The sequence below is a fragment of the Duncaniella freteri genome (assembly GCF_004766125.1).
Classification (GTDB): Bacteria; Bacteroidota; Bacteroidia; order Bacteroidales; family Muribaculaceae; genus Duncaniella; species Duncaniella freteri.
Genome location: NZ_SJSA01000001.1, coordinates 1,209,595 through 1,223,063 on the forward strand (window position 1 = coordinate 1,209,595; position 13,469 = coordinate 1,223,063).

10 protein-coding genes are annotated in these 13,469 nt (G+C 52.1%); all 10 read left to right on the top strand.

Features of this window, described 5'->3' with window-relative positions:
• The first annotated feature begins 25 nt into the window (after positions 1-25).
• The 10 genes from EZ315_RS05185 (at position 26) to EZ315_RS05230 (ending at position 13,457) form a co-directional block, all read left to right on the top strand.
• Positions 26-2,119 (top strand): penicillin-binding protein, encoded by a 2,094-nt coding sequence (locus EZ315_RS05185; RefSeq protein WP_135471138.1) that lies wholly within the window; start codon positions 26-28, stop codon positions 2,117-2,119.
• A gap of 49 nt (positions 2,120-2,168) precedes the next feature.
• Positions 2,169-3,626, top strand: coding sequence for a UDP-N-acetylmuramoyl-L-alanyl-D-glutamate--2,6-diaminopimelate ligase (locus EZ315_RS05190; protein ID WP_135471139.1), 1,458 nt, complete (start codon positions 2,169-2,171; stop codon positions 3,624-3,626).
• Between the two features lie 60 nt (positions 3,627-3,686).
• Positions 3,687-4,439, top strand: coding sequence for a hypothetical protein (locus tag EZ315_RS05195; protein ID WP_135471140.1), 753 nt, complete (start codon positions 3,687-3,689; stop codon positions 4,437-4,439).
• Positions 4,440-4,456: 17 nt separating this feature from the next.
• On the top strand, positions 4,457-5,743 hold the full coding sequence (gene mraY, locus EZ315_RS05200) for a phospho-N-acetylmuramoyl-pentapeptide-transferase (protein ID WP_135471141.1): 1,287 nt from the start codon (positions 4,457-4,459) through the stop codon (positions 5,741-5,743).
• A gap of 11 nt (positions 5,744-5,754) precedes the next feature.
• Positions 5,755-7,116, top strand: a complete 1,362-nt coding sequence (gene murD, locus EZ315_RS05205) for a UDP-N-acetylmuramoyl-L-alanine--D-glutamate ligase (RefSeq protein ID WP_135471142.1) — start codon at positions 5,755-5,757, stop codon at positions 7,114-7,116.
• Positions 7,117-7,142: 26 nt separating this feature from the next.
• Positions 7,143-8,483, top strand: a complete 1,341-nt coding sequence (locus tag EZ315_RS05210) for an FtsW/RodA/SpoVE family cell cycle protein (RefSeq protein ID WP_135471143.1) — start codon at positions 7,143-7,145, stop codon at positions 8,481-8,483.
• Complete coding sequence (gene murG / locus EZ315_RS05215; RefSeq protein WP_135471144.1) at positions 8,480-9,568, top strand: undecaprenyldiphospho-muramoylpentapeptide beta-N-acetylglucosaminyltransferase; 1,089 nt, start codon at positions 8,480-8,482, stop codon at positions 9,566-9,568. The genes EZ315_RS05210 and murG overlap by 4 nt, the downstream gene beginning before the upstream one ends.
• Positions 9,565-10,944: a UDP-N-acetylmuramate--L-alanine ligase gene (locus tag EZ315_RS05220; RefSeq protein WP_135471145.1), complete on the top strand. Its 1,380-nt coding sequence runs from the start codon at positions 9,565-9,567 to the stop codon at positions 10,942-10,944. The genes murG and EZ315_RS05220 overlap by 4 nt, the downstream gene beginning before the upstream one ends.
• Before the next feature lie 65 nt (positions 10,945-11,009).
• Positions 11,010-11,879: a cell division protein FtsQ/DivIB gene (locus tag EZ315_RS05225; protein WP_135471146.1), complete on the top strand. Its 870-nt coding sequence runs from the start codon at positions 11,010-11,012 to the stop codon at positions 11,877-11,879.
• A gap of 120 nt (positions 11,880-11,999) precedes the next feature.
• Positions 12,000-13,457, top strand: a complete 1,458-nt coding sequence (locus EZ315_RS05230; protein ID WP_135471147.1) for a cell division protein FtsA — start codon at positions 12,000-12,002, stop codon at positions 13,455-13,457.
• Positions 13,458-13,469 lie beyond the last annotated feature (12 nt).

Genomic DNA, 13,469 nt, shown 5'->3' on the forward strand with positions numbered 1-13,469 from the left:
CACCAATCATCTTCTATTTTCCACAATGGCAATCAAGAATGACAATCGCAGCAATATCCTTTTCCGCTACGGCTTCGTAGTGTTCTGGATTCTCGTGCTCTCGGCATGCATAGTGGTGCAGCTCGCGGAGACAACTGTGGTCAATGCCGAAAAATGGAACCACAAGGCTGATTCGCTGCTCTCTATGTCGCAGGATATCATACCGCGCCGCGGCAATATCCTTGCATCGGACGGCTCGGTGCTGGCAACAAACCTCAATTACTACACGGCACGAATCGACTACCGCGCCGAGAAGTTTAATGTCAAGAAACTGCGTGAGAACATTGATGAGCTATCCGAGGCTCTTGCCGCCAATTTTCCCGAAAAGGATGCCGCGAAGTGGAAACATTATCTTCTCAAGCCTCTCGAAAAAGAGAAGGACAGGCGTCCCAGAGCCTATCGCATACTCACCAACCTCTCTCATGCCGATATGGAGCTGCTAAAGACGCTCCCCTATTTCAAAGGCAACCGCAACCGCACCGGACTTTACTTCGAGAAGAATATGCGCCGCTTCAATCCCTACGGCAACATGGCGCGCCGATCAATAGGCGGAGTGGGGGAGACAAGCGAGAGCAAGGAGATACATGGCATATCCGGGCTTGAGAAGGCTCTCGACTCGCTCCTCTATGGTCGCACAGGCACCACGCGTAAGGTCAATCTCACAAAAGATATAGCCGACCTTGCCAAGATTCCCGCTATCCCGGGCTGTGACATTGTCACAACCATCGATATCGGTATGCAGGATATTGTGGAGAGTGAGCTCAACAATGTCCTTGACAGCTGTGGTGCCGACTGGGGTGTGGCTGTGCTTATGGATGTCAGGACAGGTGACATAAAAGCCATTTCCAATCTTGAGTTAAACCCCAATGGTCCAGGCTATATCGAGGCACGCAACCGTGCCGTGATGGGTTATGAGCCTGGTTCGGTGATCAAGACTCTTTCAATGATGATAGCTGTCGAGGATGGTATCGTCAACGAGCTTGGAGGTCTTGACCGGGTGCTCCCGACCGGTAACGGATGGGCATATGCCGGCGGACGACCGATCACTGACTCGCATCATACCACTGGTATACGTGTGGGCGATGTGATAGAACAGTCCTCCAACATAGGTATGGCACGGATCATAACATCGCGTTATGACTCCAATCCCGGAGGTTTTTATTCCCGCATAAAGGAAATCGGTTTTCTCGAACCGCTCAACACCGGTATTGCCGGAGAGGTGGTGCCTCGCGTCGATTCGGTGCCAAGCGACCGTGGAGGGCGTATAGCCCTGTCGAGGCAGTGTTACGGCTATGCCACCGAGATACCTCCGCTCTATACGCTCGCTCTCTACAATGCTATAGCCAACGATGGAGTGTTTGTGCGTCCGCGCCTTGTCAAGGAGCTGCGCGGGTCGGTCGACTCCGTGTTGCAGCCGTCATATCTCGGCAATGGGCGTGCATGCTCGCCGCAGACAGCTGCCGTGATGCGTGAGATGCTGACCAATGTGGTGTGGGGCGAACATGGCACCGGACGATTTCTGCGCAATCAGGATGTGCGTATAGCAGGCAAGACAGGCACATGCTATATGATCGAGAACGGTCAGTACAACACCGGAAAGAAACGCTTGGCGTTCTGCGGTTTCTTCCCCGCTGAGGCACCGATGTTTTCCTGTGTGGTGCTTACCTGCCATCCCACCAAGAATTTCTTCGGGGCGGCGACCACATCCGGACAGGTGATGCGCAACATAGCCATGAAGCTCTATTCACGCGGCATGCTCGGAAACAGTTCCGACTACAATACATCATCACCCTCAAGCATAGGTCCGACATTCTATGCATCAGTTTCCGGCAATGACCCTTACAGGCATCTCCGTACACCATTTGCCCTTCCTAACCGCAAGAGCATAAAAGGGCCGAAGACATCCGGACCGGGAGTTCCCGATGTGCGCGGGCTCAGCGCAAGAGAGGCGGTGGATGTGCTTGAATCGAACGGATATGATGTCACGATATCCGGCAGCGGGTTTGTAAATACACAGACTCCGTCTCCGCGATCAGCTGTATCGCCCGGTCACACAGTACATCTTTCTCTTTCAAGATAGAAATGGAAAATGCAAGGCTGATAATGAATCCAAAAAACTGAAATAATATATGCAACTCAATAAGCTTCTCTCCCCGGTAGAAATCTCGGAAATCATAGGGTGTGGCGACAAGGAAATCACCGGTGTCACCGCCGACTCCCGTCAAGTCAGGGATGGTTACATGTTTGTTGCCGTGCCTGGCGTAAGTGTGGACGGTCATGCGTACATCCACAAAGCTCAGGAGTCGGGTGCTTCAGTAGTGGTATGTGAGCGTTTGCCCGAGCAGATATCCTCGTCCGTGACCTATGTGGTGGTGCCTTCGAGCGCGATCGCTCTCGGATACATAGCTTCGGAGTGGTGGGGCAATCCTTCGAGGGAACTGCATCTTGTGGGGGTGACCGGCACAAACGGCAAGACCACTACTGCAACTCTCATCTATGAGATGGCGAGGCTGCTCGGATATAAGGCCGGACTTCTGTCGACGGTGTGCAATTATGTGGAGTCGACACCTTATCACACTGACCATACCACCCCAGATCCGTTGACCATAAATGAGATGCTGCGAAAGATGGCTGATGCCGGATGTGACTACTGTGCTATGGAGGTCAGCTCGCACGCTGCTCATCAGCACCGCATAGCCGGGCTTCATTTTGCCGGAGGTATATTTACCAATCTTACGCGTGACCATCTCGATTATCATAAGACTGTCGAAGCATACCTGAATGCCAAGAAATCATTTTTCGACAATCTGCCGGCCACGGCTTTCGCTCTCACTAACGCCGACGACAAGGTGGGTGAGGTGATGTTGCAGAACACCGAGGCTTCGCGTCACACGTATTCTCTGCGTTCGGAGGCTGATTTCACCGGTCGCATAGTGGAGCAGCGTCTCGATGGCACACTCCTGAGCCTCAACGGTGTAGAGGTGGAGACTATGTTCACCGGAAAATTCAATGCCTATAATCTTACAGCTGTCTATGGTGCCGGAATCCTCCTTGGATGGGAGCGCGACAGTGTGCTCAGAGCCATCTCTGCGCTTGTCCCGGTGGCAGGACGCTTCCAGGCGTTCCATTCCCCTAAGGGTGTCACAGCGATCGTGGATTACGCCCACACTCCTGATGCTGTGGTGAATGTGCTACAGGCAATCCGGGAGGTCATAGGACAGAACGGAGAAGTGATAACAGTGGTGGGAGCCGGAGGCAACCGTGACAAGGGCAAGCGTCCGATAATGGCGCGTGAGGCCGCCGCAAGGTCACAAAGAGTTATACTCACGAGCGATAATCCGCGTTTCGAAGAGCCTGAGGATATTCTTGCCGATATGGAGGAGGGGCTTGATGATGAGGCACGCACACGCACTCTTCACATCACCGACCGTCGCCAGGCTATCCGTACGGCTGTGGCTCTCGCTCGTCCGGGCACAGTGATACTCATTGCCGGAAAAGGGCATGAGGATTACCAGGAGGTCAAGGGTGTGAAGCATCATTTCGATGACCGCGAGGAGGTAAAATCGGCGTTTTCCGAGAACAATTGACAATAACACAAAGTACAGATATAATTATCACATTGAATATCACGATTTAATCAACTTTTTATGAAAAAGCTAATTGCAATTGCATTGTTAGTCTTGACTTCAGTATCGGCTTATGCTCAATGCTGCCGTGAGAACAGATGTAATCCCGGCATATTCAATCATCTCGGAGCCGGCATAGGAGTAGGCACCAACGGCATATCCCTGGAGCTTGCCACCCCTATCACCAAGTTTATACAGATGCGTGCCGGTGTTTCCGTAATGCCGGGAATCACTTTCAATGCCGATGCCGATTTTGAGTATAAGCTCCCCACCGAGAACACCCCTAAGAGTGGCACCGTAAGCCTTAAAGGTGACCTCGGGCGTGTGCAGGGTCAGGTGATATTCAATGTATATCCGTTTCCGCAGGCAGGATTCTTTGTTGCCGCTGGCGCATATTTCGGAGGAGGCAAGCTGCTTAAGATCTCTGGGCACAGCGATGAACTCGCCGAGATAGCAGGTCTTGGCGGTGAGGCGCAGGCAATTATCGGTGATTTCAAGATTCCTGCCAGTGAGAATGGCGACATTGCCGGCGGATTCCGTGTCAAGAAGTTCCGTCCGTATGTCGGTATAGGGTGGGGAAAGGCAATCCCAGGCAAGCTTGTCAACTTCTCTACCGAACTGGGTGTGCAGTTTGAGGGTAAGCCGGAACTGTATTCTCTCTATGGAGAGATCGACAAGTCACTCATCGAGGATGACAACACTTTCAAGAAAGTGCAGGACATACTGAAGGTATATCCCACACTCACATTCCGTCTTAATTTCCGTGCATTCTAAAGGGAAGCGTCTTATATATGCTTTATTATCTCAGTGAATATCTGCTTCATACAGGCAATGTGCCTGGGGCGCGACTGATGACTTACATCACATTCCGCTCCGGGGCGGCATTCCTGCTTTCTCTCATCATAGCCCTTGTGATAGGGCGCAGGATCATAGACCGATTGCAGCTTATGCAGATAGGCGAAACTGTGCGTGATCTCGGGCTGGAAGGACAGCTTAAGAAGGAGGGCACTCCTACCATGGGTGGTGTGATAATCATCCTGTCGCTCCTTGTGCCATGTCTGCTGGTAGGCAATCTATCCAATATATATATGGTGTTGATGCTTATAGCCACAGTGTGGTGCGGAGCCATAGGATTCCTGGATGACTACCTTAAGATCAAGCGTCACAACAAGGATGGGATGAAGGGTAAGTTCAAGATTGTAGGACAGGTAGGGCTTGGGCTGCTTGTGGGTCTGACCATGTGTTTCAGCCCTGATATCACTCAGCGTCAGGTGACGGTGAGCGATACCTCCACTCGCTTTGAGCATGTTTCGGAGGGTTCGGAGTTTGCCGAGGTGTCCGAGTTCTCCCAGTCGCCCGATATGAAGTCCACCCAGACCACAATACCTTTTGTCAAAGGCAACAACTTTGATTATGCCTCACTCACGCAATGGATGGGTGATCATGCCCAGACAGGAGGATGGATATTATTCATCATCGTTGTGATAGTGGCTGTGACTGCCACAAGCAACGGAGCCAACCTTACCGACGGACTGGACGGGCTGTGTGCCGGAATTTCGGCAGTGATATGCGCCGCTCTCGCCATCATGGCATATCTCGGTGGGAATGTCATCTATTCCACTTACCTTAATATAATGTACATACCCGGCTCGTCGGAGCTGGTGGTGTTCATATCCGCGCTTATGGGAGCTCTGATAGGCTTCCTGTGGTACAATGCCAATCCCGCCCAGGTGTTTATGGGTGATACCGGTTCGCTGACGCTCGGAGGCATAATAGCGGTGTTTGCGATACTCATACATAAGGAGCTCCTGATCCCCTTGCTCTGTCTGATATTCTTTGCCGAGGACCTCTCGGTGATCATTCAGACAGCCTATTTCAAGTATACCAAAAAGAAATATGGCGCAGGGCGCAGGGTGCTGCGTATGGCACCGCTGCATCATCATTTTCAGAAAGAGGGGATAGACGCGCTTATCCAGATACCCAAGAGGGCTATGGCGGAGCCTAAGATAGTGACCCGTTTCTGGATACTTTCAATACTGTTTGCAGTGTTGACATTCATAACATTAAAGATAAGATAACCACACAATATATGAATTTAGTGATATTAGGCGGAGGTGAGAGCGGCGTAGGTGCTGCGATCCTCGGTAAGACCAAAGGGTTCGATGTGTTCCTGTCCGATTTCGGCACCATCCCCGAGCGTTATCGCATACAGCTCGACGAGGAGGGTATCGAATGGGAACAGGGTGGTCACAGCATGGACCGCATACTTGCCGCTGACGAAGTGGTCAAGAGCCCCGGCATACCGCCTACAGCACCTGTGGTAAAGGCGATTCTTGCCAAAGGGATTCCTGTGATATCGGAGATAGAGTTTGCAGGACGTTACACCGATGCACGCATGGTGTGCATCACCGGATCCAACGGCAAGACCACCACTACGCTGCTCACTTATCATATACTCAGGGATGCTGGACTGAATGTAGGCCTGGCAGGCAACGTAGGCAGGAGCCTCGCCCTTCAGGTGGCGCGGGAGCACCACGACGTATATGTGATAGAGCTTTCGAGCTTTCAGCTTGAAAACATGTATGATTTCCATGCCAATATCGCCGTGATCCTCAACATCACTCCCGATCATCTTGACCGCTACGATTATGAGATGCAGAATTATGTGAATGCCAAGTTCCGTATACTCAATAACCTCACGCCTCGTGATGCATTCATCTACTGGCAGGACGATCCTGTGATACGACGTCAGCTGGAGCGTGTCGCCACCGAGGCTGCTCGCTATCCTTTCGCTGAGAGAATGGAGGTGTCGGACGGCTATGAATCCTGCGCATGGGTCGACGATGATGATATGCTCAACGTGAACACACCTGACAGGAAGATACGTATGCCGCGGGCGGAGCTGTCGCTCAATGGTCTCCATAATCTGTACAACTCTATGGCGGCTGCACTGTCGGCAAGCATCCTGGATATCGCTGACGATGACATACGCCGCGGGCTGAGCAACTTTGAGGGGGTTGAGCATCGTCTTGAGCCTGCCGGGACAGTCAATGGCGTGAGATACATCAACGACTCCAAAGCCACCAATGTCAACTCTACATGGTACGCGCTTGAATCTATGCCGGCTGATACTGTTCTTATCCTCGGCGGAAAGGACAAGGGCAACGATTACAGTGAGATACTGCCTCTGGTCAAGGAGAAGGTCAAGGCTGTGGTGTGTATGGGAAAGGACAATGGAAAGCTTCTGGACTTCTTTACGGGACAGGTGCCTGAGATTCATGACACTCACTCGATTGAAGAGGCTGTACGTACGTGCGCTCGGATAGCCAATCCAGGTGACACCGTGCTCCTGTCGCCATGCTGTGCCAGTTTCGACCTTTTCAATAGCTATGAGGACCGCGGTCGTCAGTTCAAGGAACAGGTGAGCCGGCTCTCTTCTGAAAATATTTAAAATGTAAGTTTCTCCCCTCCGAATATATGAACGCATCCCCTTCCACCGCATCCCCGGCTCCTGAGGCTGTTGCCCAGACGAAGCCCAAGGCTCTCGCCCGGTCCGACAAGCATATATGGGGCATATTCATAGTACTCTGCATCATATCGGTGATAGAGCTCTACAGCGCGTCGTCACGCGAGGTGGCAGCTTCGTCGATAGGTGTTATAGGCCCTATTGTGCGCCACCTGTTCATGCTCGGCATGGGCGTGGCCATCACCTGGATACTGTCTCGCCGTCATTACAGTGACTTTGCCATATTCACGGTGGTGTTCTCGGCATTGAGTGCGGTAGCCATGCTTTATGTGATGTTCTACGGCAACTATGTCAACGGTGCCCGACGCTCATTCTCTTTGTTGGGTATCGGTGTCTATCCTGCGGAGATGGTGAAGATATCGGCGGTGCTTCTTGTGGCACTTGTGATGACTCTCAATCAGGACCCTCATGGAGTAGGTATCACCAAGAAGGGCATGATATGGTCAGGCGTGGTGATAATGTTCTTCTCAGCTCTCCTTATAGAGCAGGGTCTCACCAACACGTTGCTCCTTATTGCCATCACTTACTCCATGATGCTCATCGGCGGTGTGAGATGGCTGCATCTTATAAGCCTGACGGCATTCTACGCCATGTGTGGTGTGTTTTTTGTCGGTTACCTCTATTTCACTGAGGTGAATAACGATATCCCGGCTGATGCGTCACAGGCTGTGGAGCTTGCTGACGACGGCAGCGTGGGGAGGAAGCCATCGCGAATAGAGACATGGATAGCGCGCATGTCGCGACACTCGTCCGATTCTATACCCAAGTGGGAGATAGAGCCTGTGGGTAAGAACCGTCAGGAGATTCTAAGCTATATGGCACAGGCTAACGGAGGGATACATGGGGTCGGGCCCGGCAACTCACGGGAGTCGGCACGCCTTCCGTTGGCGTTCTCCGATTACATATATGCGATCGTGGTCGAGGAATTAGGGCTTATAGGTGGAGTGGCGGTGCTTATACTGTATCTGTGGCTGCTTGCACGTGCAGCAGGTATAGCCTCGCGGTGCAGCATCACTTATCCGGCACTTATAGTTATGGGCATGGCTGTGATGATAGCTTTCCAGGCGTTGTTCCATATGGGTATAGTCACAGGGGTTTTCCCTGTGTCGGGGCAGCCTCTGCCTCTGATATCCAAGGGTGGCACATCCATAATAGTGACGTGTATAGCATTCGGCATAATGCTCTCGGTGAGCCGCACGGCATCGCGCCACGGTAATAAGAAACATGAAATCTCGGAGGAGAAGGAGTCGCTTCCCGAACAGCTCCGTGATGAAAATAAGATGCAACTATGAAGATTCTGATATCAGGAGGAGGCACCGGCGGACACATATTCCCCGCCTTATCCATTGCAAATGCCGTGAGGCGCAGGTGTCCCGACGCCAAAATTCTCTTCGTGGGTGCGCTCGGGCGCATGGAGATGGAGCGTGTGCCGGCAGCAGGATATGATATTGAAGGGCTTCCTGTGGCTGGCTTCGACCGAAAGCGTCTGTGGCGCAATTTCGGTGTGCTGTGGAAGCTGTGGAAGTCGCTCCGTAAAGCGCGCAGGATAGTCAGGGAGTTCAATCCCGATATCGCCATAGGTGTCGGAGGCTATGCAAGCGGACCTGTGCTGAAGCAGGCCCAGCGTCGCGGTGTCCCTACGCTCATACAGGAGCAGAACTCTTATCCGGGTGTGACCAACAAGCTCCTCGCCCCTAAGGCTGATGCGATATGTGTGGCTTATGGCGGGCTCGAACGGTTCTTTCCTGCCGATCGTATCATCCTGACCGGCAATCCTGTTAGAAAGGATCTTGAGGAGTGCCGCCTCTCACCTGAGGAGGCGAAGAGGGAGCTTGGATTCGACCCCGGCAAGCCGCTGATACTTTCAGTGGGAGGAAGCCTTGGCGCACGTACGGTAAATGAGGCTATCGCCGCCTCTCTGCCTCTGATTGCCGAGAAGGGTGCCCAGCTGATGTGGCAGACCGGCAGATACGGTGCCGATCATTTCCGGGAGGTGGCAAAGGAGTATGCCAATGTGAAAGCCGACACTTTCATCACCCGAATGGATATTGCCTACCGTGCCGCCGACCTTGTGGTGTCGCGAGCCGGAGCCGGGACCATATCGGAGCTTCAGATTCTCGGCAAGCCTGTGATACTCATCCCATCGCCCAATGTGGCTGAGGACCATCAGCGTCATAATGCCGAGGCTCTGTCGTCGGTAGGGGCGGCTCGTATGATCCTTGACAGGGATGCTGTGGCTGAGCTTTCGGGTGAGATATCGGAGCTTCTTGATTCTCCGGAAGCGTGCCGTGACCTGTCCGCAAGGATTTCGGCTATGGCAATGCGGAATTCCGATGAACAAATCGTTGATAAAATCATTGATATTATACAGCAATGACACTCGAAACATTCACTCACATATATTTTGTAGGAGCCGGCGGCATAGGAATGGCCGCTCTTGAACGTTATTTTCTTGCCAAAGGGAAGACAGTGGCAGGGTATGACCGTACACCTACGGCTCTGACTGACGCTCTTGTGGCGGAAGGGGTGGAGATGACATTCTCCCCCGAATCCGAGAGTATTCCTGCCGGATTCCGTGATGCGGGGCATACGCTTGTAGTGTACACTCCGGCAGTCCCCGACGATCTTCCCATTCTGACCTATTTCCGCAATGGCGGATTTGAGGTGATGAAGCGTGCCAAGGTGCTCGGGCTCATCACCCGCAGCAGCAGATCGCTATGCTTTGCAGGGACTCACGGCAAGACCACAACATCGTCAATGGCTGCCCATATACTGCGGTCAGGCTCGATAGGGTGCAATGCTTTCCTGGGCGGTGTGCTCAAGAACTACAATAGCAATTTCATTCTCTCACCCTCTTCCCATTACACAGTGATTGAGGCTGATGAGTATGACCGTTCGTTCCATCATCTTTCACCTTATGTGGCGGTTATCACTGCTACCGATCCTGACCATCTTGACATTTATGGCACAGAGGAAGCCTATCTCGAAAGTTTCGCTCATTTTACCGAACTTATACAGCCGGGAGGGGTGCTCATCATCCATGAAGGACTTAAGCTTAAGCCTCGTGTCGGAAATGATGTCAAGGTGTACACTTATTCCAGGGACAAAGGTGATTTCCATGCCTCCTACATACGTCGTGATCCCGGCACCATCACTTTCGACCTTGTGACCCCGCGCGGCACCATACGCAACGTTAATCTCGGTGTTCCTGTTGAGGTCAATATCGAAAATGCCATCGCTGCCGCTGCGGCGGTATGTGTCACCGAGGCTTTTGAGCCGGAGGTGATACGTGAGGCACTATCGTCATATCAGGGCACCAAACGTCGATTTGAGACCTGGCTTAAGGAGCGTAACGGCCAGGGGCGTGTAGTAATCGATGACTATGCCCATCATCCCCGGGAGCTAAGCAGCTCCATTGCTTCGGTGAAAGCTCTGTATCCCGGCAGGCATCTGACAGTTGCTTTCCAGCCTCATCTTTATTCGCGTACACGTGACTTTGCTGCGGAATTTGCCGACGCTCTATCCTCATCCGACTCGGTGGTGCTTCTTGATATCTATCCCGCACGCGAAGAGCCGATACCTGGAGTGACATCTGAAATCATATTTGACAATGTTAAATGTGATGATAAGATATTAATACCCAAAGAAAAATTGGTTGAAACGCTTAAAAATCGTAACTTTGACATCCTCTTGACAGCCGGCGCAGGTGACATATGCGACTGCCTGCCTGAGCTGATAGGATCTTTAGGGTAAATTCTTGACTCAAAAATGTAATCATAGGACCAATGCCGCAGTATCTTAAAATATTATTCTCTTTGATGCTTTTCATCTATCTGGTGATAGCAATTACCGTCACGGCAAATGAGAAGGATGATGATCTGTGCAAAGGCATGCCGGTCACCGTACTTGATGCCGACGGCAGCGATGTGAGTGCCAGGCAGTTTGTCACTCCACAGGAACTTTCGCGCGAGCTTGACGGATTGCCCGACCGTGCGCATGGGATAGCCCTTGCGAATATCAACACACAGGATATACGCCGCCGCCTGCTCAGTCTGGATAAGATTGAGGATGCGAGTGTGGTGAGATATACCGACGGCACCATACGTGTGTCAGTGACACCTATAGTGCCGGTGCTGAGGGTGTTTGACGGTTCGTCAAGCTATTATGTCAACCGGGCCGGAAAGCGTGTGAAGGCTTCTGCCCGCTACCATAAGAATGTGCCTGTCATACAGGGGCATTTCGATGATTCCGACACTACTTTCACACCGCTGTCGCTTATGCCGCTGGTAAATTATATTGCCGGAGATTCCATATGGAACTCATTCATAGGGATGATAAAGGTGAAATCTCCCACCGATATAATCCTGGTCCCCAATATTCGCGAGCATGTGATCAATCTCGGGTCGCCTGTCGATTTCGAAAGGAAGCTTGCCGACCTACGGACATTCTACAGCAAGGTGCTTGTGAAGCAGGGGTGGGAAAAGTATGACACCCTCTCGCTGAAATGGAACGGACAGCTTGTCGCGTCCAAGCGTCATAGACGGGCCGCCGATGTCCCGGTGATCACTCATGAGGATGAGGAACTGGTGCCGATAGATGCCATGCTCGCCGGCGATAATGTAGCTCCGGGCCAGACAGTACCTGGACAGAAAGCCCGATCCGAAAAACCTATTCCGGCTAAAAATTAGTCCTGTACGGTTAATTATACACTGAGTTTAAGAAGTTAAAATAAGATACACCACAAGTTAAAGTAGCCCAGCCACTTTAATAACTTTCAGAAACAGCAATCCCACACTCCCCAATCCCCCATGGAAGAAAAGATAATCATAGCCCTTGAAATAGGCAGTTCCAAGATCAAAGGAGCCACCGGTGCGGTAGGTCCTGACGGAGCAATCAATGTGAAGGCAGTTGAACGAGAGCCTATCTCGGACATAGTGCGCTACGGATGTGTGCGCAACATCGTAGAGACCGCACAGGCAGTGCGAAAGGTGATCGATCGTCTGGAATTGCGCGAGTCTCCGCGCAAGATTGAAGGCATATATCTCAGTATCGGCGGCCGTTCGCTCTCTTCTCAGGCTGCCACTATAGAGCGCAGGCTTGCATCGGACACGATTATCACCCAGGAGATACTTGAAGATATCTTCAGCGAGGCTCTTGACTATCCGCTCGCTGACCGTCATGTCATCACTGTGACCAGGAGGGAGCTGTATGTCAACAATGCTCTCACACCCAAACCCCTTGGCGAGATCGGGTCGCATATCCTGGCTAAGCTCAACATCATAAGCTGCCGCAACCAGCCTCTGCGCAATCTTACCATGATGGTCGAGGACCGCTTGCAGCTCAAGGTGATGGATACATTCGTGCGTCCGCTCGCCATTGCTGATCTTGTGCTTGTGGAGGAGGAAAAGCGTCTGGGCTGTATGCTTGTGGATTTCGGAGCAGAGACCACCACTGTGGCGATATACAAGAATGGTGTGCTTGTACATCTGGTGGTGCTTCCTATGGGATCGCGTAATATCACACGCGACATCACGGCTCTGAATTTCATTGAGGAGCAGGCTGAGGAGATGAAGAAGGCTGGAGGATCGGCGTTTGCCACTCTTGAGGCTAACCACACTCCCGGTCAGCCTGACTTTGTGGCTATCAACAACTATGTATCGGCGCGTGCGGCTGAGATCATTGTGAATGTATGCGAGCAGGTGAAATATGCCGGACTCACTCCCGAACAGCTCTCGGAGGGGATTATCATTGTAGGCAAGGGTGCAAGGCTTTCGGGATTCAATCAGCGATTGAGCCAGATATCGGGCATGAAGGTGCGCACAGGTGTCCCTGTGAGCCGTCGTCTGCGCATACTTGACGGACGCATACAGGTTGCCGATGCTGTGGATGTGCTTGCCATACTGAATGCAGCCGCCAAGAACAATCCTCAGGAATGTCTGTCGACCCCCGCTCCTGTAGTGGAGACCCCTGTACGCCCTGTGGCGGAGGCTAAGCCGGTGGTGACGGTCGCTGATCCGACCCCTGGTCCGGCTCGTGTGCCAGCCGCAAGCATAGCCTCTCCCGTGAATGCATCCCAGCCTGCAGCTGCGACAACAACTACAAATGATACAACGACGACAACTACTACATATACACCCCCTGTTCAGCATATCGACAATAGCAGGGGAGGAAACAGAAGCCGCTTGTCAGCACTTTATGATAAAATGCGAGAAAGAGTAGCTAACGCGATTTCCAATAGTTTTAATGAAGAAGACGACGAAGAATAGTAGTAAAAGGTA

Excerpts from the sequence above, each read along its gene's own strand:
- EZ315_RS05225 (WP_135471146.1), top strand. The coding sequence starts at position 11,010 with ATGCTTTTCATCTATCTGGTGATAGCAATTACCGTCACGGCAAATGAG.
- EZ315_RS05185 (WP_135471138.1), top strand. The coding sequence starts at position 26 with ATGGCAATCAAGAATGACAATCGCAGCAATATCCTTTTCCGCTACGGC.
- murD (WP_135471142.1), top strand. The coding sequence starts at position 5,755 with ATGAATTTAGTGATATTAGGCGGAGGTGAGAGCGGCGTAGGTGCTGCG.
- EZ315_RS05190 (WP_135471139.1), top strand. The coding sequence starts at position 2,169 with ATGCAACTCAATAAGCTTCTCTCCCCGGTAGAAATCTCGGAAATCATA.
- mraY (WP_135471141.1), top strand. The coding sequence starts at position 4,457 with ATGCTTTATTATCTCAGTGAATATCTGCTTCATACAGGCAATGTGCCT.
- EZ315_RS05210 (WP_135471143.1), top strand. The coding sequence starts at position 7,143 with ATGAACGCATCCCCTTCCACCGCATCCCCGGCTCCTGAGGCTGTTGCC.
- EZ315_RS05230 (WP_135471147.1), top strand. The coding sequence starts at position 12,000 with ATGGAAGAAAAGATAATCATAGCCCTTGAAATAGGCAGTTCCAAGATC.
- murG (WP_135471144.1), top strand. The coding sequence starts at position 8,480 with ATGAAGATTCTGATATCAGGAGGAGGCACCGGCGGACACATATTCCCC.
- EZ315_RS05195 (WP_135471140.1), top strand. The coding sequence starts at position 3,687 with ATGAAAAAGCTAATTGCAATTGCATTGTTAGTCTTGACTTCAGTATCG.
- EZ315_RS05220 (WP_135471145.1), top strand. The coding sequence starts at position 9,565 with ATGACACTCGAAACATTCACTCACATATATTTTGTAGGAGCCGGCGGC.